The following is a 21808-nucleotide window of genomic DNA, read 5'->3' as shown; positions in this document are numbered from 1 at the left end:
GCTCCGTGCACCCCACACATCCCAGTAACGTCATCGACCGGCGCGAGCGCCTGGCAGCAGCACGGCTGTACCTGTGCACCGACGCGCGCCGCGAGAAAGGCGACCTCGCGCAGTTCGCCGAGGCAGCATTGTCCGGCGGAGTCGACATCATCCAATTGCGCGACAAGGGCTCTGCCGGTGAGCGCGAGTTCGGCCCGCTCGAGGCCAAAGACGAACTGGTAGCGCTGGGCATTCTCGCAACGGCAGCGCGGCGCCACGGCGCATTGTTGGCCGTCAACGACCGCGCGGATCTCGCAATGGCTTCCGGTGCCGACATCCTCCACCTCGGCCAGAACGACATCCCCGTCCCCTACGCGCGAACTGTTGTCGGTGAAGACGTCGTCATCGGCCGTTCGACGAGCAGTCGCGCGCAGGCCAGTCTGGCCGCCATCGAAGAGGGCGTCGACTACTTCTGCACCGGACCAGTCTGGGCGACACCGACCAAACCGAATCGAAGTGCGTCCGGTTTGGAACTGGTTCGATCGACCGCAGACGCCGCGCCGCCGCGCCCCTGGTTCGCGATCGGCGGCATCGACGAGGAGCGCCTGCCAGAACTGCTCGACGCCGGTGCCACACGCATCGTCGTCGTGCGTGCAATCACGCACGCGTCGGATCCCCAGGCGGCCGCGCAACGCCTCGCCGCAGCCGTCGCTGGACGCTGAAAACCGGTAACTGGCGACCGTCAACTGTTTGCCGGGACAAATCCGCACAGTTACGGGTCAGCACGCCTGACTCGAAACATGAACGGAAGTTGTCCGATCAGACAACAAACCCCCAGTTCGTAGGCGCGATTGAATGTCCGAAATGTCGGAATACGTGATCTTAATCACAGTTGCTCCGATTGCGTGTCACATCCCATTCGGTTTGTTGTAGTTTACCTCCAGTTACTAACTGAACCTAGGAGCACTAAATGGGATCCCTCGACACCGGCTCGCTCAGCACCGAATCGCTCGAAGACCTGAACCTCGGCAAGATCAGCGAGCTGCTCAAGCTCGGTATCACCGCGGTCAGCTTCATCACGGCGCTGAACTCGCTCAGCTGAGCCTCGTTTCGGTCGGGAGACCGAAACACGGAAGGGCCGGACTCCTGAGGAGTCCGGCCCTTCTGCTGTGTACGAAACTGTCAAGACTCGAGTTGTTACGACTGGGTGCTGCTCGCCGTCCTACTCGCCTCGGTCAGGTTCTGGTCACTGTCTTCGGTGGAACTACCCGACAACCATCCGAATCCGCCGTCCTCGAGCAGGACGGTGTGCGGGTCGGCGTCTACCGACACAACCGGCGCAGTACGGAGTTCCGGCCACGAGGAACCGAATCCCGGATGCAGTGGCAGAGAATCGACATCGGCTTCACGGACCCACCGCAACTCGGTGCTCTCACCGTTGGCAACGGTCGACAGTGGATGTGCCGCGTCAGCTACGACGGTGGTGTACGTCCACCCGCTCTCGGCGCGCATGGTGACTACCTCGCCGCGAACGCGGACGGCGTCCTCGGCGATACCTGCTTCTTCGTGGGCCTCCCGGACAGCAGCGTGCGTCGTGCTCTCGTGTGAGTCCCGCGCTCCGCCGGGCAGTGCCCACGTTCCGCCCTGATGGCTCCACGCAGCACGATGCTGCAGCAAGACCATGGGCGATCCGTCCGAATCGGGGGCGCGCAAGAGCAGCCCGGCGGCACCGTGTTTACCCCAATGCCGCGTACCGTCCGACCCGATGGACCAACCGTCACCGTCACCACGCATCGACTACCTCGCTCCGCCTGCTCTCGCCGTTGTCCCACACTAACCGTTTCAATCTGCTCCAGGTGTAGGTGATGCTTATATGCTCGCGAAGATGCCCTGAATCATTTCTCGGCGACATCATTTCTCGGTAGCCCGCGTACAACAGCGAAATGAGGTGCCCGATGGTCGACCGTGTCGTCCCGTCCATCGAACCCCGGTCGCTGCCGCCCTCCGAGGCCACGTCCGTGTCGGCGGAGGACGAGCGGGCACTTCTGCGGCGCGAACTCCAGGCATTCATGTCGTCCACACCTGGTCGGCTGACGGTCGTCGGACTGATCCTGATCGCGATCACCCTGATCGCCGGACTCCTCGCCACCGCAGCGATCGAGAACCGTCAGGCAAATCTCGACCTCCTCCTCGTCGAGACCGAACCTCTCGCCAACTCCGCCCAGAATCTCTACAGCGCGCTGTCGTTGGCAGACGCCGCCGCGGCCACTGCCTTCATCTCCGGCGGCCTCGAACCCGCCGAGGTACGCGACCGATACACGCAGTCGATCGGTGAGGCGTCGGCGGAGATCGTGCAGGCATCGGCCGGCCTCGACTCGACGGATCTCGCCGGCCACAGCGCGTTGACCACCATCTCGACCGACCTGTCCGTCTACACCGGGCTGGTCGAAACCGCACGGGCAAACAATCGTGTCGGAAACCCCGTCGGAGCAGCGTATTTGAGCGAGGCCTCGCAGTTGATGCAAACCTCGCTGCTGCCGATGGCTCAGCAACTGCACGCATCGCAGGAGACTCTGGTTTCCCAGGTACAGCGCGATTTCGAGGCTCCACCGTGGTGGCCGATCGTGGCATTCGTCCTCGTCCTCTGCGCGCTGGTCGCGGTGCAGGTGTACTTCTCCCGCAAGAGTCGCCGACGCTTCAATCTCGGGTTGATCCTCGCCTCGCTCGCGGTCTCGGCAGCGCTGCTGTGGCTGCTCACCGTCGGACTGGTCTCCGCACTGGCCACCGGGCGCGCTCTCGACGCGGGCGCCGAGCCACTGCACGAACTGACCGAAGCACGAATCATGGCGCAGCAAGCACGCACCGTCGAAACTCTCACCTTGGCGAGACGGGATTCAACCGCCGAGGACAACGTGACGTTCACCCGCAAGGTCGACGCTCTGCGCGATATCCTCGAGCGCCTGCAAGACGATGATCGCGCCCGAGTGAACAGCGAAGTCCTGACCGCCGCACTCGACTCGCGCCAGCGGTGGGTGGCTGCGCACACGCGCATGTACGACCGTCTCGGAAACGGCGACTTCACGTCCGCCGCAGCCATCACCATCGGCGCCGGAGAACAGGATTCGGCCGCGGAGTACGGAAGGCTCGATCACGAACTCTGGCAGGGAATCGTGGATTCGCGTACAAATCTTCGATCCGACGTCTCGTACGCCTCACGTGTGTTGGCGGCCTCCGCACCGGGCATGACTGTATTGGCAGTTCTCGGTGTAGCCGGAATCTTCATCGGATTCTGGCCCCGACTGCGGGAGTACCAGTGACTGGAACAGCAGGGTTACAGCGGAAGCGCCCGGTTGCACGCATCGCGATTCTTGCGGCGGCCGTGCTGCTACTCGCTGGGTGCGGTGCGGGACGAGTCGAAGACCTGAACAACTCAGCCGGCACGTCGTACACGGAACCGCCGCTACCCGCCGAAGCCACGATCGCTCCCAGCCCGACGCCGACGACCGCCGCCTCGTGCACCAACCTCACCGCAAGCCTGCGGCCGACCCCCGCCGACGCTTCGCCGCGTCCGCCCACCCCGAGCCTCGACGCCATCCGAGCGCGCGGGCGTCTGATCGTGGGCTTGGACACCGGTTCCAATCTCATGAGCTTTCGCGATCCGGCCACCGGACGCCTCGAAGGTTTCGACGTGGACATCGCCCGCGAGATCGCCCGTGATCTGCTCGGCGACCCGGAGAAGATCGAGTATCGGATCCTGACGTCGGACGATCGGATCGCTGCGCTTCAGGAATCGATGGTCGACGTGGTCGTCAAAACCATGACCATCACGTGTGACCGGCGTGAGAAGGTCGACTTCTCGACGCAGTACTTCTCCGCTGAACAACGAATTCAGGTCTTGCAGGGGTCACCCGTCCGCGGCATCGACGACCTCGCAGGCAAACGGGTCTGCGCTGCCCGCGGAACGACGTCGGCCACTCGAATCCAGCAACTCCAACCGGAAGCCACCGTCGTGACCGTCCCGATGTGGTCCGACTGCCTGGTCGTCCTGCAGCAGGGGCAGGTGGACGCGATCAGCACCGACGACACGATTCTCGCCGGGCTCGCCTCGCAGGATCCGTACCTGATGATGGTCGGCGGATCACTGGGCGCCGAACCCTACGGAATCGGCGTCAACAAGGACAACCCCGATCTGGTCCGATTCGTCAACGGAACACTGGATCGGATCCGGGGCGACGGAACCTGGAACCGTATCTACGACCGCTGGCTCAGTGTCCTCGGTCCGTCACCCGGTCCCCCGCCGGCTGTCTACCGGGATTGAGGCTGACATGACCGAAGAGACCGGCCCCGAGCCCGACGCCACCCAGGCAGCCCTACGACCTGAGCCCGAAGCCACCGGTGCCTATGAGCGTCCCGAACCCGAAGCCACCGGCGCCTACGAGCGTCTCGAACCGACGTCGGCCCAGATGCGGGGAACCACGCCGTCCGCGTCCTCCTCCCCCACCGGCCGCTCCACCCGATCCCGCCGCAGCCGGTCGGGGCGCAAGCTGCGCCTCGGCGGCGGTCTGGTCGAGGTTCCCCCCGTCCCGCAGATCGACCCGGCATCTGCGGTGATGAGTGACCCTACGGTCCCCGAACGCAAACGGTTCTGTTGGAAGTGCAACGAACCGGTCGGCCGTAAGAGCGCAAGCACCAAGGCAACTCAGCACGGAACGTGCCCCAAGTGCGGTTCCACCTTCGACTTCCGCCCATTGCTCGAAGAGGGCGAACTCGTGTCGGGGCAGTACGAGGTCCAGGGACCGATCGCGCACGGCGGCCTGGGATGGATCTACCTCGCGATCGATCGCAATGTCAGCGACAGATGGGTTGTTCTCAAGGGACTCTTGCATTTCGGTGATTCCGAAGCGCAGGCCGTCGCGGTGGCTGAGCGTCAGTTCCTCGCCGAGGTCGCCAACCCCAGCATCGTCAAGATCTTCAATTTCGTCGAGCATCCGCGCCCGGACGGCACACCCATGGGATACATCGTCATGGAGTACGTGGGCGGACGATCGTTGCGCGAGGTGCTGGCCGAATTCCCGGACGGCAAGCACATGCCGATCGAGCAGGCGATCGGCTACGTTCTGGAAATCCTTCCGGCACTGAGCTATCTGCATTCCACCGGCCTGGCGTACAACGACCTCAAACCCGAGAACGTGATGGTCACCGAGGATCAGTTGAAGCTGATCGACCTCGGTGCCGTGTCCGGAATCGAAGACTACGGATACCTGTACGGCACTGCCGGCTATCAAGCACCGGAGATCATCGAGACCGGCCCGACTATCGCGTCCGACATCTTCACCGTCGGAAGAACACTCGCGGTTCTCACTCTAGACATGCCCTCGAAGCACGGAAGGTATCTCGACGGCCTCCCCGAACCCGAGGACGAGCCACTGCTGCGAGACCACGAGTTCTTTCACCGCCTGCTGTTGCGCGCCACCGACCCGGACCCGAAGAAGCGATTCCAGTCCGCCGAGGAGATCGCAGGCCAGCTCACCGGCGTTCTGCGAGAAATCCTCGCGGAGCAGACCGGGCAGGAAAACCCCGGACTCTCGCTCGTGTTCAGCAGGCAGCGAACGTCTTTCGGCACCGACGAGTTGGTCGGGCAAACCGATGTGTACGTCGACGGTGTCAGCCACGACGCTGCTCTCGATCCGCGCGAAGTTGCGCACGCACTTCCCATTCCGTTGGTCGACCCCACCGATCCCAGCGCGCCGTTGCTGGCAGCAGCGGTGCACAGCGAACCGTCTCAGACTCTCGATGCTCTCAAGCATGCCCGTGAGAACGGCATCGACCGAACATCCGGCACACCGGCGGCCTCCGTCTCGGGCGAGGTTCGACTGGCCGAGGCCAAGGCTCATCTCGATCTCGGCGATCCGAAAACCGCACTGACTGTTCTGGGTGAACTCCAACAGAACATCGGGGACCACTGGAAGATCGAGTGGTATCGAGGACTTGCGGCGTTGCAATCAGGCCGATTCGAGCCTGCTTTCAGTCATTTCGAGACAGTCCTCACCGCGCTGCCAGGCGAGGCGGCACCCAAGCTGGCGTTGGCAGCGACGGCAGAACTGATTCTCCAGCACTGGGAGAGCGACGACCCGGACCAATGGTGCCGCTTCTCCGAGAAGTACTACCGCACCGTCTGGCGGACCGAACGGAATTACGTGAGCGCAGCATTCGGGCTCGCTCGCCAACTCGCCGATCACGGCAACAAGAAGGCAGCCATCGCCGCCCTCGACGAAGTCCCCACGTCTTCCCGGCACTACAACGTCGCGCGGATGTCGAGCGCATTGACGATGCTGTCCGGTGTTCCGATCGCCGAACTCGACGAATCGACTCTGAGGGAAGCCGCCCGTCGTGTTCGGGCGCTACCTGCTGAAGAGAGCCGAAGTCTGCAGATGCGAACCCTGGTGTTGGGTACGGCACTCGATTGGATTCGCTACGGCAACCGCTCGCACACCGAACTCGAACCCATCCTCGACCTGCCCTTCACCGAGCAAGGTCTACGCACCGGAGCCGAAGCCTGCCTTCGCGCCCTCGCTCGCGCCACGCCCTCCCGCACACACCGCTACGCCCTCGTCGACCGGGCAAATGCTGTACGTCCCCGCAGCAATTTCTGACGCGCCCCGAGATTTACAGCGCGGCCACCAAAGCCTTTGCCGCGCGGGCGATCGCCAATTCCTCGTTCGTGGGGACCACGAGCACTTCGACGGCCGACGAGGATGCGGAGATACGACGCTCGTTGCGACTCTTCGCCTCGTTGAGAGCCGGGTCGACCTCGATACCGAGACGGGAAAGGCCGGCCAGGCTGTCGCGTCGCACGTCGATATTGTTCTCCCCGACGCCACCGGTGAAGGTGATGACGTCGACGCCGCCGAGTTGAACGATGAAGGCACCGATGTACTTGCGGAGCATGTGTACGTAGACGTCGTACGCGAGTTTTGCGTCTTCGTCGCCGCCCTCGATCAGTGCGAGCAGAGCGCGGAAGTCGTTGACTCCCGAGAGTCCCTTCAAACCGGAACGACGGTTGAGGAGGTCGTCGATCTCGTCGACCTTCATTCCCGAGTTGCGGTTGAGGTGCAAGATGATGCCGGGATCGATGTCGCCGCTGCGAGTGCCCATGACAAGACCCTCGAGCGGGGTGAGACCCATCGTGGTGTCGATAGCCTTGCCGCCCTTGACCGCCGAGGCCGAAGCGCCGTTTCCGAGATGCAGAACTATCTGATTCAGCTCGGCCGGATCCTTGCCGAGGAAGTCCGCGACTCGTCCCGACACGTATTCGTGTGAGGTCCCGTGGAAGCCGTACCGGCGAATCTGGTTGGCCTTGGCCACGTCCCGATCTATCGCGTACGTGGACGCTGCGGCAGGCAACGTATGGAAGAACGCGGTGTCGAAGACGGCTACGTGCGGAACGTCCGGCAGTTCTTCGCGCGCCACCTCGATACCGATCACGTTGGCCGGATTGTGCAGCGGTGCAAGGTTCGACAGATCCGCGATGGCTTTCACGACGCCGTCGTCGATGAGCGTCGGCGAATAGAAGATGTCGCCACCGTGCACGACGCGGTGACCGACTGCGATGATTCCGGCCTCGCTCAGCGGCCGTCCGACCTCGGCGACGATGTCGAGCACCATCTTCAGGCCCGCGCGGTGATCGGCGATGAGAAGGCTTCTATCTTCGACTCCGGTGCGGTGGTTGTAGACGATGTGGCCGTCGGGTTCGCCGATGCGTTCGATGAGACCGTGCGCCACCGATTCCGCCGTATCCGGGTGCACGAGTTGAAATTTGATGGATGACGAGCCGGAATTGATGACCAGTACGGTGCCGTCGCTCACTCTTACGCTCCCTGTGCCTGAATTGCCGTGATAGCCACGGTATTGACGATGTCCTGGACCAACGCACCGCGTGAGAGGTCGTTAACCGGCTTGTTCAGTCCCTGCAGAACCGGGCCGACGGCGATAGCGCCGGCGCTGCGCTGCACTGCCTTGTAGGTGTTGTTGCCGGTGTTCAGGTCCGGAAACACGAACACCGTGGCCTTGCCTGCCACCAGCGAATCCGGCATCTTCTTGTCGGCGACACTCTGCTCGACGGCGGCGTCGTACTGAATGGGCCCTTCCACCAACAGGTCTGGTCGGCGCTCGCGCACCAAAGCGGTTGCGGTACGAACCTTGTCGACGTCGGCTCCACTGCCCGAATCGCCGGTGGAGTACGAGAGCATAGCGATGCGCGGATCGATCCCGAACTGCGACGCCGTCTGTGCGGACGAGATCGCGATGTCCGCCAACTGCTCCGACGTCGGGTCCGGAACCACGGCGCAGTCACCGTAGGAGAGAACGCGGTCGGCCAGGCACATCAGGAAGATGCTCGAAACCGTCGCGACGCCGGGGGCCGTCTTGATGATCTCGAACGAGGGCCGGATCGTGTGAGCGGTGGTGTGGGCGGCACCGGAGACCATGCCGTCGGCAATACCCAAGTGCACCATCATCGTTCCGAAGTACGAGATGTCGGCGATCACCTCGCGGGCTCGCTCGATGGTCATGCCCTTGTGTGCACGCAGCGCGGTGTATTCCTGTGCGAAGCGCTCGGTGTACTCGGACTGCGCCGGTGCGAGTACCTGTGCGCCACTGATGTCCACGCCGAGTTCCGCTGCGCGTCGACGCACACTCGGTTCGTCACCGAGGATCGTCAGGTCGGCAACCTGGCGCTGCAGCAGCCGGCCGGCGGCGCGCAGGATCCGGTCGTCGTCACCCTCCGGCAGGACGATGTGCTTGCGGTCGCGTCGAGCACGGTCGATCAGCTTGTACTCGAACATCTGTGGGGTCACGACCGACGGAATCGGCAGTGCCAGTCGGTCCATCAGGACGTCGGCGTCGACGCGCTGTTCCATCAAGCTCAGGGCGGTGTCGACTTTTCGCTGCGAACCGACTGCCACGCGTCCGCGGGTTTGGGCTGCGGCGCTTGCGGTGTCGAAAGTTCCGAGGGTTGTGGTGAGGATCGGAAGACGCTGTTTGAGGCCGGCCATCAACGCCGCGATAGCCGGGTGCGGCGTGATCCCGCCGTTCATGATGATGCCCGCCAGCGACGGAAATCCCTCCGCCTCATGCGCATTGAGCAACGCGAGCAGCACGTCAGAGCGATCGCCCGGTGCGATCACGACCATGCCTTCGACCAGACGCTCGAGGATGTGCTCGGCGGTCATGCCGCCCACCATCACCTTCAGTGCCTCGCGGTGCAGCAGTTCCGGGTCACCCGAATACAACTCGCCGCCGGTGGCCTCCATCAACTCCGCCATCGTGGGCGAGACGAGCAACGAAATCTCCGGCAGGCTCCACGTCGGAACACCGATGTCGGACAGGGCTGCGGTGACCTCGTCGAGCTTGTCCGGATCGCAACGATTGGCGACGACGGCGAGCAGATGGGCGTGGTTGGCGGCCAACTCGGCGGCGCACAGGTGCGCGAGCTGAGCAACCTCCTCGACGCTGCGCCGAGCGCCTCGAACCGCCAACAGGACCGGCGCTCCGAGGTTCACGGCGATGCGGGCGTTGAAGCTCAGTTCGCTGGGGCTTGCGACGTCGGTGTAGTCACTGCCGATGATCACGACAGCGTCGCACTGCTCTGCCACGGTGTGGTACCTCGCGACGATGTCGGCCAGCGCGGCTTCGGGGTCGGCGTGAACCTGCTCGTAGGTGACGCCGAGTGCGTCGGCGTAGGAGAGATCGGCAGTGGTGTGCTCTAGCAGGAGTTCGAGGATGTAGTCGGTTTCCTCGGTCGAGCGGGCGATCGGGCGGAAGACACCGACCCGGGCGACGGTGGCGCACAGCATCTGCAGCACGCCCAGCGCGATGGTGGATTTTCCGGTGTCACCTTCAGGAGAGGCGACGTAGACACTCGACACGGCAGCGGGCGCTTCTGGCATGCCCAACAGCCTAGTGTGGGCCGCCGCCCACCTTGCCACTGATCGTGGCCACGCTCACGCTCGTGCCGATAACCGGCAGCTACGAGAAAGACGAACGGTGCCTGCCACACGTCGAGTGGCAGGCACCGTGATCAGCTTCTGGATCAAGTCAGCCCAGTGCGCGGAGCCGGGGCGCCAGGTCGCGCTCGAACAGTTCGAGGAACCGGCGCTGATCATGGCCCGGTGCATGGAACACCAGGTGGTTCAGGCCGGCGTCGACGTAAGCCTTGACCTGCTCGACAGCGTCGTCGGGATCGGAAGCGACGATCCAGCGCTTGGCCACCTGCTCGATGGGCAGAGCGTCGGCAGCAGCTTCCATTTCGATCGGATCTTCGATGCTGTGCTTCTGCTCCGGTGTCAGGGACAGCGGAGCCCAGAAGCGCGTGTTCTCGAGCGCAGCCTCCGGGTCGGTGTCGTAGCTGATCTTGATCTCGATCATCTTGTCGATGTCTGCGACGTCGCGCTCGGCCTTGGCTGCGCCCTCGGCGACCGCCGGAAGCAGCTTCTCGGTGTAGAGCTCCATGCCCTTGCCCGAGGTGCAGATGAAGCCGTCGCCGGCCCGTCCCGCGTACCGAGCGACAACCGGTCCACCGGCCGCGATGTACACGGGAATCCCGCCCTCGGGAACGTCGTAGATCGAGGCGCCGCGAGTGGTGAAGTATTCGCCTTCGAAGTCGACGCGATCGCCGAGCCACAGCTCACGCATCAACCGCACGGACTCGCGCAGCCGCGCGAACCGTTCCTTGAACTCGGGCCACTCGCCCTGGAAACCGGTCGCGATCTCGTTGAGAGCCTCGCCGCTGCCGACGCCGAGCATGATGCGTCCCGGGTAGAGACATCCCATCGTCGCGAACGCCTGAGCGATGACCGCCGGGTTGTATCGGAACGTCGGCGTCATCACGGACGTGCCGATCTGCACACGCTCGGTGCGCTCACCGACGGCCGTCATCCAGGCGAGCGAGAACGGCGCGTGTCCACCGTTGTGGCGCCACGGCTGGAAATGATCGCTCACGGCAACGGAATCCATGCCGTGCTGCTCGGCCAGAACTGCCAGCTCTACCAGTTCGCGAGGGCCGAATTGCTCAGCCGAAGCCTTGTATCCGAGCTTGAGTTCCTGCGCCACCGTGCACTCCCTTGTCGTCTGTTTCGTTTACTTCTCTGACATGCTTCTCGTTCTTTGCAGACTATCCAGACACCGCAAGGACTTCTCTGCATATCTCAGCGAGCGAGGCTGGTGACAACTGTCGCGATACCGGCTGCCACGGCAACCCCCGCCAATGCCAGGGCAAACAGCCACAGTGCGTGCGGTTCTGGCATCGCGGCTCCGTCCTCGAGCGCCTTCTTCACCTGTAGCCAGCGTCGCATACCTACCAGTGCAGCTGCCGCCGAGAGTGCGATCAAGATCAGACCGAGCGCCGTGCGGACCCACCCTGTGCTCCACTCCGGCACCAACTGGACGACGGCGATGCCGCCCGCCAGCAAGGCAAGTGAGCTTCGCATCCAGGCGAGGAAGGTGCGCTCACTGGCGAGAGTGAAGCGTTCGTCCGGGCGGTTGGGTTCGCTCATGCGTGCTCGCCTCCGTGCGGTGCCACCAGATCCGGGTCCTGACGCCAGTCGTAGACGACCTCGGTGCGCAGGACGATGTCCTGCAGCGAACGTCGTCGTCGATCGACCGCCGACCACAACAACCCGAAGGCGAAGAGTACGCAGAGCACCGCGCGGACGAACGCCAACGGCCAGCGCACGAGGCGATGCCCGGACGTGATCACGCGCAGCCCCATCACCAGGGAGCCGACGGTCCGACCGGTGGTCGCCCAGCAGGCAGTCAGATAAGCCACCGAGACACCGAGAAATGCCGTCGTGGACAGAAAGATTCCCGGTTCCGAGAACGTGAAACTCTGCGGAGAGAAGAGCAGTCGGACGAAGGCGAAGCCTACGTACACGGAACCCATCAGGAGCAGGACGACGCCCAGGTCGATCAGTCCGGCGAGTCCACGGGTGACGATGCCGGCCGGGCCGGAACTCTCCTGGGCCACTAGCGTTCGCCTGCGTTCGTCTTCGGATCGGCCTCTGGTGACGGCTTTTCTGATGACGGCATTTCTGGTGACGGCATTTCTGGTGACGCTGCGTTGTCGCGGCCGAACAGTCGCCCGACGAACCCGGCGACAGCGTCGTCCGCCTGCATGCCCTGCACCCGCGCTCCGTGCACGGCTTCCGTGGAGAGTGAGCCGGTCGATTCACGAATCATCTGTGGGAGGTCGACGCCCTCGATGACCTGGTCGGCAATCTTGACGAGGTCGATGCGGTTGACCTGGCGTTCGAGGTCGACCGTGTCGACTATCCCGTCGAGGTCGAGGCGATCGATCACCGCTTTGACGTCGAGGCGACTTGCGATCTCGTCCACGTCGACCCGGTCGATGATCGGTTCGAGCGAGACCCGCTCGGCAATCTTGTCCACGTCGATGTTTTCGGCGATTCTGTCGATGTCGACGTGGTCTACGACGATTTTCGTGATGTCGACTTCGGCCAGAGCAGCATCGACGACAGCTTTGATCACCGTCCGCAAGGTGGAGTCGGCGAACTCCGCAGTCGAGCGAATCGCTTCGGTGCCACGGCTGGTGACCTGGGTGATCGCGTCGTCGAGAGTGCCACCGACGACGGGGATCCGCTGCACCGAATCAAGGGCGAGACCAGCGGTTCTGCGCGCCGCACCGGCCGTGATCGCAGCAAGCCCGAAGGCCAGCCGAATCACGTCGGATTCGGGGTGGTGCGACTGCGATCCCACGCAATTGTCTCCATCTTCTTATCGGACCGTTATCCGGACATTCGTCACTCTTCTTCGCATTGTGCCACTGTTGGAAGGCACAAATACGCTGTCCGGCTTGCGCCTGGGGGGAAATATGAAGACACGTCGTTTCACGGTTCGGCTGACGATGGCGGTGGCCATGGCTGCCGGCTTTCTCGGCCTCACTGCGCCGACGGCGAGCGCGGATTCCGTGGTCAGTCGCATCGACGTCTACTCCCCCTCGATGGACCGTTGGATCGCCAACGACGTGATTTCCCCGGCCGGCGGCGGCGCTGCCCCGACGTTCTATCTGTTGACCGGCGTCGGCGGCGGTGAAGACGGGATCTCGTGGTTCAACAACACCGGAGTCCGTGACTTCTTCGACGACAAGCACGTCAACGTGGTCATGCCGGTCGGCGGCAAGTTCAGCATGTACACCGACTGGAACGCCGACGATCCGGTACTCGGGCGGAACAAATGGCAGACGTACCTCACCAAGGAACTACCGGCTGCAGTCAACGCTCGGTACAACACGACCGGCGTCAACGCGCTCGGTGGTGTGTCGATGGCCGGTGGACCGGTCCTGGACCTCGCGATCCAGTCGCCCGGCACCTACCGCGCCGTCGGCTCGTACAGCGGCTGCCCGCGCGCCGGCGACCCGCTCGGTCAGGCAGCGGTGCGTTCGATGGTCGAGATACTCGGCGGCGGTAACGCAGGCAATATGTGGGGACCGTGGGGTAGCCCGCAGTGGGCTGCGCACGACCCGCTGATCAACGCCGAGAAACTGCGCGGTACAGCACTGTTCATCTCGACCGGCAACGGACTTCCCGGCCCGGTCGACGGAATCAACTCACTGGCGATGGCTGCCGGGGTCGTTCCCGGCGCTGTGCTCGAAGGCATCACCAACATGTGCACTGCCGCGTTGCAGGGTCGATTCGGTCAGCTCGGCATACCCGCGACGTTCAGCTTCCGCCCCGAGGGCACCCACACCTGGGGACTTTTCGAAGCTGATATGCGTGCGTCGTGGCCGATGATCGCCGATGCTATCGGAGCGTGAGCTTTCGCGCCCTGATCTTCGCCGCAAAGCGCGGCAAGCTCATGCTGCCAACAGCGCGGGCAGTCCCCATTCCTTGGCGAGCAGTTCGTACGAGCGCAGGCGATCCTCGTGCCGATAGGTCACCCCGGTGATCACCAATTCGTCCGCCCCGGTGAGCTTCTGCAAACTGTCGAGCCTGTCGGCGACGGTGGTAGGTGAACCAACGAACTGCGTGATCAGCCGATCCTCCACCACTGCTTTGTCGGCATCGGAGAGTGGGAGCGCCGTTGCCGGATCGGGATACGGTATTGCTACGTGCCCGCTGCGGATGCTGTGTGTCCAGTGCCCGAACGTCGACGCCAACTCTCTCGCCGTCGCATCGTCTTCCGCAGCAACAACATCCGCGGACACGACGACGTACGGCTCGGAGAGAACTGCCGACGGCCGGAATGCCGCACGGTATGCTTCGACGGCATCGAGCGTACTCGACGGCGCCACATGATAATTCGCACCGAACGGCAATCCGCGCCGTCCGGCCAGCTCGGCGCTGGGGCCTGCACTGCTTCCGAACACCCACAATTCGACGTCGGCATCCTCACCGGGACTGGCGTGCAATTCGATGCCGTCACGGGTGCGGTGCGTGCCGTTCAGGAGCGAAAGTATGTCGTCGACCTGCTGATCGAAATCGGGCGCCTGCGCTCCCGGAAACGCCAGCGCCTCGAACGACGCCTGCAACCGGGGTGATGTGAGAAGACCGGTCGGATCGAAGGGCGCCGGAATCACCACGCCCTCACGTACGACGTTCTCCCGCTTCGATTCTGCGGGGGCAGTCGCTCCGGCAGCGACGGCACGAAGCGCCTCCACCCGACGCTGACCACTACGCCCGATACCCAGATCGATTCGACCCGGATACAAGGCTTCGACGGTGCCGAAGGCTTCCACCACCTGAGCTGGCGTGTTGTTCCCCAGCAGCACGGCGGCCGAGCCGACGCGAATGGTGTTGGTGGCGGCTGCGATCAGCCCGACAAGCACTGCCGGTGACGACGAGGCGACCCCGACGAAATGGTGTTCGGCGACCCAGAACCTCTTGTATCCCCAGGCCTCGGCAGAGCGCGCCAGATCCAGCGAATTCCGCAGAGCCTGGCGGGCGGTTCCGCCCTCACTGATCGGCGAGAGGTCGAGTACGGACAGCGGCGCGCTCACCTCGGTGCGCTTCCGGAGCCGGTGTCGGGTGTCTTCTCGCCGGCTTCCACCGCCAATGTCAGGCGATTCTCGGCGGGGGCCACGGGGCACGTCGCGTAATCGGTGAAGGCGCAGGGCAGGTTCGACGCCCGATTGAAATCGAGGACTACCGCGCCACCGGGCTCCGGTGCGCTCACGTGCAGCGAGCGTGCGGCCGGGTAGGTGGACACACCACTGGTCGCATCGGTGAACAGGATGTGAAAGCCGTTGTCCTTGCCCGCGAACGCAATCAGCGTGTGCGTTTCACCGCCGTGTTCGAAGCCGATGGTTCCCCTGGCGTCGTGATGATGCTCGAGGCGATCGACGACCGCGCCCGTCGTGACCGTGCGAGCCTCCTCGAAAGCAGTGAAGACACCGTCGATGCGCCACTGCGGATTCGGCTCGAAGGTCGGAATACCACTGAACTGTGCCAATGCCGGGGCCGACGAATCATGAATCCGCAGTGCCACCTCGCCGGTGCGGCGGATGACCTCGACCAGCCGTGCACCTTGCTTGACGATCAGTCCCGGCGCACCCTCGATCGGATTCAGAGTGGCTGAACCGTCCACTGCGACGCCGTCGATCGAGAGGTCGTCAGCCGGTGTCGCGGTGACGACAACGGCATTCGCGTCGGCGCGCCATGCACCCGGCAGATCCGCGAAGGTGGAATCGGTGTCCACCAGCCAGTGCAACGCAGTCAGGCTCAGCCAGCCGAGTGGCTCGCTGAAGGTGGCGTCGCGCGAGGCATGCCAAGCATTCCAATCGCCGGCGAAGGTGCTGGTGGACGTGTCGGTAACGGTCATGATGCGCGGACTCCTTCAGCCTGCTCGTGCGGGTGACGCAGCCCGAGATGGCTGCGCAGGGTGGTTCCTGAGTATTCGGTCCGGAAACTGCCGCGGTCCTGCAGTTCTGGTACGACAGTGTCGATGAACTCGTCGAGGCCACAGGGGGTGAGGTGGGGAACGAGGATGAATCCGTCGCTCGCGTCGCCCTGGACGTAGCTGTCGATCTCGGCAGCCACCTCGGCGGCACTACCCACGAACTGTTGGCGGGCAGTCACTTCGATGATGAGTTCACGGATGCTGAGGTTTTCGGCCTCCGCCTTCGCACGCCACTGATCGGCAACCGCTCGCGGATCCTTGACGTGCCGGACGCGTCCGCGAGTGATGTTGACGTCGTCCGACGGATCTTCCTGCGGCAAGGGGCCGTCGGCGTCGTACTGCGAAAGGTCTCTGCCCCACACCTGTTCGAGAAAAGCGATGGCAGTCTGGGGCCCCACCTGCTGCCGCCGGATGTGATACGCCTTCTCCTGCGCGTCCGCTGCGTTGTCACCGAGGACAAAGGTGGCGGCGGGGAGAATCTTGAGGTCTGCGTGTGTACGTCCGTACTTGGCCAGGCGCCCCTTCATGTCGGCGTAGAAGGCCTTGCCCGCTTCGAGGGTTCCGTGCCCGGTGAAGATGGCGTCTGCCTTGGCCGCGCCGAACTCGCGTCCTTCGTCGGAGTCACCTGCCTGCAACAGAACTGGATGCCCCTGCGGACTCCGTGGTACTTCGAAGCGTCCGGAGATGTCGAACTGCTTACCGGAGTGTTGGAACTGGCCGACCTGCTGGTCGGTGGCGAAAACACCGCGCTCACGGTCGACGATCGGACGGTCGATGCTCCAACTGTCCCACAGCGTCCGTACTGCGTCGACCAACTCGTTGGCGCGTGCATACCGCTCGGAATGCTCCAGATACCCGCCGCGGCGGAAGTTCTCGCCGGTGAAGGCGTCCGAGGAGGTGACCAGGTTCCAGGCGGCGCGGCCGTCGGAGAGATGATCGAGCGTCGAGAACTGCTTGGCCAACTCGTACGGTTCGTTGAACGTCGTGTTGATCGTCCCGGCCAGGCCGAGATGCGTTGTCACACCGGCAACCGCATTGAGAATACTGAAGGTGTCCGGGCGACCGACCACGTCGAGGTCGTGAATTTTGCCCTGATGCTCGCGTAGGCGCAAACCCTCTGCGAGGAAGAAGAAGTCGAACAATCCGCGTTCGGCACTGCGTGCGAGATGCTCGAACGAGCTGAACTCGATCTGACTCTTGGACGCCGGATCGGTCCACACCGTGGTGTTGTTCACGCCGGGAAAGTGAGCGCCCAGATGAACCTGCTTGCGAATCCTGTTCTGTGTCATCGGTGTTCCTGTTCTTTACTCGCGCTACGCGAACTGATTGACGGGCAACTCGAAGCCCAACCGCTCGCGCAGTGTCGGGGCGGTACTCGGTCGCGGATTGAGAGTTGGAACTACGTCCGTCGCGATCTTGTCCACGGCGGCGGCCAGCGCCAGGGGACGCAGAACCACACCGTCGATCCCGGCGAGCCCACCGATCTCACGCAATAGCGCAGTCAAACCCGCGCTGTCACCGCGATAGAACAACGAGTGCGGTGCATACGGCGCTCCCGCCCATTCCTCGAGTTCCGCCAAAGCGTCGTCGGCGGCACCGCGATCGGCTCCGAGAAGTACGTCGACATCGAGGAGCACTCTGACGCTGCGCCCGAGGGCAGCCGCACTCGCGTGGACCAGCTTGGCCGTAGCTTTGCCCTCGCCGAGGTCGGTTGCCGAAATCCGAATCAGATCTCCGCGCGCAACGGCGAGTTCGCGGGCCTCCGGTCGACTCGCGTCGACGGCGATCAGCGGCTGGCCCTGTGGCGATCGCGGCGTGATGGACGGGCCCTTGACGGAAAAGTTCTTTCCCTCGAAATCGATGTAGTGCAGCTTGTCCCGATCGATGAAACGTCCGCTCACAGCATCACGTATCTCGGCGTCGTCCTCCCAGCTGTCCCACAGCCGACTGACCACCTCGACCGCCTCGGACGCTTCCTCCCACGCAGACTCCGGACCCTGCACTGCCTTTCGGCCGAACAACGCCGCCTGCTCGGTGGTGTCGGACACCGCGACCTGCCAACCGGCCCGCCCAGCAGACGAGTAGTCGATGCTCGCGACAGCCTTGGAAATATGGAACGGTTCGGTGTGCGTGACCGTCGCAGTGGGGATAAGGCCGATGCGCGAGGTCACAGCACTCAGCCTCGCCGCGGTTGCCACTGCTTCCAACCTGCCCTGTACAGCGTGCTGGCCCTCGGATTGGAGCCCGAAAGAATCGGGGAGGAACGCCAGATCCACCCCACCCTGATCCGCGGCGGTCACCAGGTCCACCCAGTACGACGGCGTGAACAGATCTTCGGCGCGCGAATCCTCGCGTCGCCAGGAGTGCGGATGAGCTCCGGCGCCCTCGAATTCGAGGCCGACTAGGAATGCTCCGGAACTACGCTCGGACATGTTGGGCCTTTCCTGTCGAATGATCCCGCCCGGGGATCGCGTCGAGAAGTGTGCGTGTGTACCCGTTTCGGGGATTGTCGAAAATCTCGGCGGTAGTGCCGATTTCGAGCAATCGCCCAGCTTGCATGACGCCGACTACGTCACTGATCTGGCGAACTACCGCCAGATCGTGGGAGATGAAGAGATAGGTCAGTCCCAGCTCTCGCTGCAACTCGTCGAGTAGCGCCAAGATCTGCGCTTGAACCGAGACGTCGAGAGCGGATACCGGCTCGTCGAGAACGAGCAGATCCGGCTTCAGAGCGAGCGCGCGAGCGATCGCCACCCGCTGACGCTGGCCGCCCGAGAGTTCGGCCGGCTTGCGGCTCAGGAACTGCTCGGGCAGTGCAACCTGATCGAGCAACTCGGCGGCACGGCTCTGTTGCTGACTGCGTCCTCCAACCTTGAAGGCCCGCAGCGGCTCCGCCACGATGTCTTGGACGGACAATTTCGGGTCGAGTGACGCGTAAGGGTTCTGATACACGAGCTGAATCTTTCGACGCAGCTCGCGCAGGTCTCTGCCCTTGACCTTCGTGATGTCCTGACCGTCGAAGGTGATGGTGCCGGCGTCCGCCTGCTCCAATCGCACGGCAATGCGTGCGGTGGTCGACTTGCCGGAGCCTGACTCCCCGACCAGTGACACCGTCTGACCCTTCGGGACAGTCAGCGACACTTCATCAACCGCGGTGATCGAACTCCCGCGGCCGACGTTGAAACGCTTGGTGATTCCGGTCAGCGTCAGCAGCGGCGTCGTGTCCTGACGGACCGGGCGATCAACCGGTCCCGAGGACAGGCTCGGCGCAGAGTTCAGCAGCTTCTTCGTGTACTCGTCTCGCGGGTCTCCCAGAATATCTGCGGTACGGCCGGATTCGACGATCCTGCCGCCCTGCATGACCAGGATCCGGTCCGCGCGGTCTGCGGCCACACCCAGGTCGTGCGTGATCAGGAGCACGGCGGCACCGGATTCGGCGATTCGCTCGTCGAGATGGTCGAGAATGCGTCGTTGAACCGTGACGTCCAGAGCACTGGTCGGCTCGTCGGCGATGATGAGGGTCGGGTTCGCCACAAGAGCGATGCCGATCAGAACTCGTTGCCGCATACCGCCGGACAGCTCGTGTGGGTACTGGCGTGCCCGGATTTCCGGGCGGTCGATACCCGCACGCTCGAGCACGGCGACGGCATCCAACCGCGCTGTTCGCCGGTCGGCGAGGCCGTGGATCCGCAGGACTTCTGCAACCTGGTCGCCGATCCGGGTCACCGGGTTGAGCGAGGTCGTCGGATCCTGCGGCACCAAACCGATACGAGCGCCGCGGATTCGCTGCCACGCGCGGTCGGAGTACGAATCGATTCTCTCACCTTCGAACTCGACGCTTCCGCCCGTGATGTGGCCGCTACCGGCGAGCAGGCCCAGTATCGCGTGCGCCGTTGTCGACTTTCCCGAACCCGACTCCCCCACCACCGCAACCACTTCGCCGCGGCCGACGGTGAAACTCACACCGGATACGGCCGGCTCGTTGCCGTAGGAGATCTGCAGGTCGGTGACGGAAAGCAACTGTTCCTCGGTCGTGCTCATCGTCGGTTGCTCCTTTCGATCTCATGGCCGATACGGTGTGCCGAGATGACCACGGCGACAATCGCGAGACCGGGAAGTGTTGTCATCCACCAGGCATTGGCGAGGAAGTTGCGCCCCTCGGATACCAGCGATCCCCATTCAGGGGTAGGCGGAACCGCACCGAATCCCAAGAAGCTCAGTGCCGACACTGCAAGAACTGCCTGCCCGAACTCGACTGCGGACAGCGCGACCACGGGCGCGTACGAGTTGGGCAGCACGTGCCGACGCAGGACACCGAGCCACTGCACACCCGAGCTAAACGCGGCCTCGACGTACTGAGCGCCGCGCACCCGCATCACTTCGGCACGCATCACTCGCGCAAAATTGGCGACCATACTGACGCCGACCGCGATGGCAACGTTGATGGTGCCGAAGCCGAGTGCGGTCACCAACGCCAGCGAGAGCAGCAGCGCCGGAATGGACAGCAGGACATCGACAATGCGCATCAGAACGGCGTCGACGACTCCGCCGACAAAGCCCGCGAGCAGACCGATGATCGATCCTGCTACCAACGCGATTCCCACCGCTACCAAAGTCGCGGTCAGGGACAGTGCAGCGCCGTGCACGAAGCGTGTGTACAGGTCACGCCCGAGGTTGTCGGTTCCGAACCAATGCGCCAGGCTCGGGCCCTGCAGTTTGTCTGCCGGGACGCCGGACAACGGATCGCCGCTGGCAAAAAATCCGGGTGCGACGGCAAAGCCGATGGCAAGCAACACGATCAACACCGGAATCACCAAGCCGGGCTTTCGGATCCAGCCGATGGCCGTGGACTTTCGGCGCGAAACAACAGGTGCCTTCGCCTCGACGCGCGGATCGAGGAGTAGGGGTTCGATCAATGTGTCAGACATGAGCCGGCTCCAGATCGGTCGAGCTTTCGGTATTCGACTTTTCGGTGTGACTCTTCTTCGTCTGGATGATCCGTGGATCTATCAAGGGGTAGAAGAGGTCGACCGCGAGGTTGACGAGCACGAACACGAGAGAGGCGAACACAACGACTCCCTGCACCACCGGGATGTCCTGCGCCATCACCGACGTCTGGGTCAGACGGCCGACGCCCGCGCGGGAGAACACCGTCTCCACGACCACCGAACCAGCCAGCAGAGTTCCGACCAGTACACCGGCGATGGTGAATGCCGGAATGCTCGCCAGTCGCAACGCGTGACGGGTCTGCACGCGCCAACGGCTGGCACCCTTGGCATAGGCGGTCTCCACGTGCGGCGAACGCAGCGTCGACTGCAGGCTGGTCGTGAGGACCTGTGCGATAACGGCGCCGGTCGGGATCGCGAGGGTGATCGCGGGGAGAACTACCGTTGCGAATCCCTTGTCCCCGAATGCCGGGAAGATGTGCATACGGAACGAGAAGAGTTGCAGGAGGATCAGACCCACCCAGAAGGTGGGCACTGCCACTCCCAGAGGCGGCAGCGAGAACAACAGGTTCGCCAGCCACCACTTGCGGGTGTAGGTAGCGAAGAACGCGATCGCCACTCCGAACAGCACGGCGAGAACCAAAGCCGTGGTTGCCAGCACCAGGGTGCTCGGCAATGCCGAGAAGATGGCATCCGTCACCGACTGACCGGTGGAGATCGACGTACCGAAATCGCCGCGAAGAGCCTTGGTCAGCGATGTCCAGTACTGCACCCACACCGACTGGTCCAAGCCGTATCGTGCCCGAAGCTGATCGAGCGCAGCCTGATCCACTGCAACACCCTGCCCGGATGAGTCCGCAGCCATGCTGACCGGATCGCTCGGCAGGAGGAACAGAATCACGAACGAAATGGTGAAGGCGGCCCAAAGGACAACTGCGGCCTGGCCCAGTCGGGTGAGTACGTATCGAGTCATG

At 63.8% G+C, this 21808-nt stretch carries 20 protein-coding genes; 6 read left to right on the top strand and 14 right to left on the bottom strand.

Translation table 11 applies throughout. From position 1 onward, the window contains the following. The first annotated feature begins 5 nt into the window (after nucleotides 1-5). Both thiE and ACSW29_RS08715 read left to right on the top strand, forming a co-directional pair. Entirely contained in the window at nucleotides 6-701 is a 696-nt protein-coding gene (gene thiE, locus ACSW29_RS08720; RefSeq protein WP_347871535.1) for a thiamine phosphate synthase, read from the top strand. Between the two features lie 248 nt (nucleotides 702-949). Beyond that, entirely contained in the window at nucleotides 950-1081 is a 132-nt protein-coding gene (locus ACSW29_RS08715) for a hypothetical protein (protein WP_003944354.1), read from the top strand. A 95-nt stretch (nucleotides 1082-1176) separates the two neighbouring features. Here ACSW29_RS08715 and ACSW29_RS08710 read toward each other — a convergent pair whose 3' ends face one another. Then, nucleotides 1177-1773 carry an NUDIX hydrolase gene (locus ACSW29_RS08710; RefSeq protein WP_317828098.1) on the bottom strand — a complete coding sequence of 199 codons (597 nt, stop codon included), beginning with the start codon at nucleotides 1771-1773 and terminating at the stop codon, nucleotides 1177-1179. A 161-nt stretch (nucleotides 1774-1934) separates the two neighbouring features. Here ACSW29_RS08710 and ACSW29_RS08705 point away from each other — a divergent pair, with 161 nt between their 5' ends. The 3 genes from ACSW29_RS08705 to ACSW29_RS08695 are packed head-to-tail and all read left to right on the top strand — an operon-like array spanning nucleotide 1935 to nucleotide 6632. Beyond that, complete coding sequence (locus tag ACSW29_RS08705) at nucleotides 1935-3296, top strand: hypothetical protein (RefSeq protein WP_317828099.1); 1362 nt, start codon at nucleotides 1935-1937, stop codon at nucleotides 3294-3296. Continuing rightward, nucleotides 3293-4297 (top strand): glutamate ABC transporter substrate-binding protein, encoded by a 1005-nt coding sequence (locus tag ACSW29_RS08700; protein WP_230816261.1) that lies wholly within the window; start codon nucleotides 3293-3295, stop codon nucleotides 4295-4297. Before ACSW29_RS08705 ends, ACSW29_RS08700 begins: the two co-directional genes overlap by 4 nt. 7 nt (nucleotides 4298-4304) lie before the next feature. Continuing rightward, entirely contained in the window at nucleotides 4305-6632 is a 2328-nt protein-coding gene (locus ACSW29_RS08695) for a tetratricopeptide repeat protein (RefSeq protein WP_448277063.1), read from the top strand. 13 nt (nucleotides 6633-6645) lie between these two features. On the opposite strand, the gene ACSW29_RS08690 is transcribed toward ACSW29_RS08695, so the two are convergent. From ACSW29_RS08690 to ACSW29_RS08665, 6 genes are all read right to left on the bottom strand, one after another. Continuing rightward, entirely contained in the window at nucleotides 6646-7845 is a 1200-nt protein-coding gene (locus tag ACSW29_RS08690; RefSeq protein ID WP_347871538.1) for an acetate kinase, read from the bottom strand. A gap of 2 nt (nucleotides 7846-7847) precedes the next feature. After that, entirely contained in the window at nucleotides 7848-9926 is a 2079-nt protein-coding gene (pta, locus tag ACSW29_RS08685) for a phosphate acetyltransferase (protein WP_448277062.1), read from the bottom strand. A 148-nt stretch (nucleotides 9927-10074) separates the two neighbouring features. Further along, complete coding sequence (gene fgd, locus ACSW29_RS08680; protein WP_003944371.1) at nucleotides 10075-11088, bottom strand: glucose-6-phosphate dehydrogenase (coenzyme-F420); 1014 nt, start codon at nucleotides 11086-11088, stop codon at nucleotides 10075-10077. Between the two features lie 95 nt (nucleotides 11089-11183). Then, on the bottom strand, nucleotides 11184-11531 hold the full coding sequence (locus ACSW29_RS08675) for a YidH family protein (RefSeq protein ID WP_230816265.1): 348 nt from the start codon (nucleotides 11529-11531) through the stop codon (nucleotides 11184-11186). Continuing rightward, nucleotides 11528-12001, bottom strand: coding sequence for an RDD family protein (locus tag ACSW29_RS08670; protein ID WP_283305840.1), 474 nt, complete (start codon nucleotides 11999-12001; stop codon nucleotides 11528-11530). The genes ACSW29_RS08675 and ACSW29_RS08670 overlap by 4 nt, the downstream gene beginning before the upstream one ends. Next, nucleotides 12001-12750, bottom strand: coding sequence for a hypothetical protein (locus tag ACSW29_RS08665; RefSeq protein ID WP_448277061.1), 750 nt, complete (start codon nucleotides 12748-12750; stop codon nucleotides 12001-12003). The genes ACSW29_RS08670 and ACSW29_RS08665 overlap by 1 nt, the downstream gene beginning before the upstream one ends. 115 nt (nucleotides 12751-12865) lie before the next feature. Here ACSW29_RS08665 and ACSW29_RS08660 point away from each other — a divergent pair, with 115 nt between their 5' ends. After that, nucleotides 12866-13807: an alpha/beta hydrolase gene (locus ACSW29_RS08660; protein ID WP_230816268.1), complete on the top strand. Its 942-nt coding sequence runs from the start codon at nucleotides 12866-12868 to the stop codon at nucleotides 13805-13807. Between the two features lie 39 nt (nucleotides 13808-13846). On the opposite strand, the gene ACSW29_RS08655 is transcribed toward ACSW29_RS08660, so the two are convergent. The 7 genes from ACSW29_RS08655 to ACSW29_RS08625 are packed head-to-tail and all read right to left on the bottom strand — an operon-like array spanning nucleotide 13847 to nucleotide 21807. Then, nucleotides 13847-14989: an LLM class flavin-dependent oxidoreductase gene (locus ACSW29_RS08655; RefSeq protein ID WP_448277060.1), complete on the bottom strand. Its 1143-nt coding sequence runs from the start codon at nucleotides 14987-14989 to the stop codon at nucleotides 13847-13849. Further along, nucleotides 14986-15810 carry a DUF1684 domain-containing protein gene (locus ACSW29_RS08650; protein WP_347871542.1) on the bottom strand — a complete coding sequence of 275 codons (825 nt, stop codon included), beginning with the start codon at nucleotides 15808-15810 and terminating at the stop codon, nucleotides 14986-14988. The genes ACSW29_RS08655 and ACSW29_RS08650 overlap by 4 nt, the downstream gene beginning before the upstream one ends. Next, nucleotides 15807-17177 (bottom strand): NtaA/DmoA family FMN-dependent monooxygenase, encoded by a 1371-nt coding sequence (locus ACSW29_RS08645; protein WP_448277059.1) that lies wholly within the window; start codon nucleotides 17175-17177, stop codon nucleotides 15807-15809. The genes ACSW29_RS08650 and ACSW29_RS08645 overlap by 4 nt, the downstream gene beginning before the upstream one ends. A 24-nt stretch (nucleotides 17178-17201) precedes the next feature. Further along, entirely contained in the window at nucleotides 17202-18320 is a 1119-nt protein-coding gene (locus ACSW29_RS08640) for an LLM class flavin-dependent oxidoreductase (protein WP_448277058.1), read from the bottom strand. Then, complete coding sequence (locus tag ACSW29_RS08635) at nucleotides 18307-19929, bottom strand: dipeptide ABC transporter ATP-binding protein (protein ID WP_448277057.1); 1623 nt, start codon at nucleotides 19927-19929, stop codon at nucleotides 18307-18309. The genes ACSW29_RS08640 and ACSW29_RS08635 overlap by 14 nt, the downstream gene beginning before the upstream one ends. Next, nucleotides 19926-20816 (bottom strand): ABC transporter permease, encoded by an 891-nt coding sequence (locus tag ACSW29_RS08630; protein WP_347871546.1) that lies wholly within the window; start codon nucleotides 20814-20816, stop codon nucleotides 19926-19928. The genes ACSW29_RS08635 and ACSW29_RS08630 overlap by 4 nt, the downstream gene beginning before the upstream one ends. Next, nucleotides 20809-21807, bottom strand: coding sequence for an ABC transporter permease (locus ACSW29_RS08625; RefSeq protein WP_448277056.1), 999 nt, complete (start codon nucleotides 21805-21807; stop codon nucleotides 20809-20811). Before ACSW29_RS08625 ends, ACSW29_RS08630 begins: the two co-directional genes overlap by 8 nt. Between the last annotated feature and the right edge of the window lies 1 nt (nucleotide 21808).

Source organism: Rhodococcus sp. GB-02 (assembly GCF_053470465.1).
The sequence above is the reverse complement of the archived record's forward strand: the minus strand, read 5'-3'. Positions and strand labels throughout refer to the sequence as shown.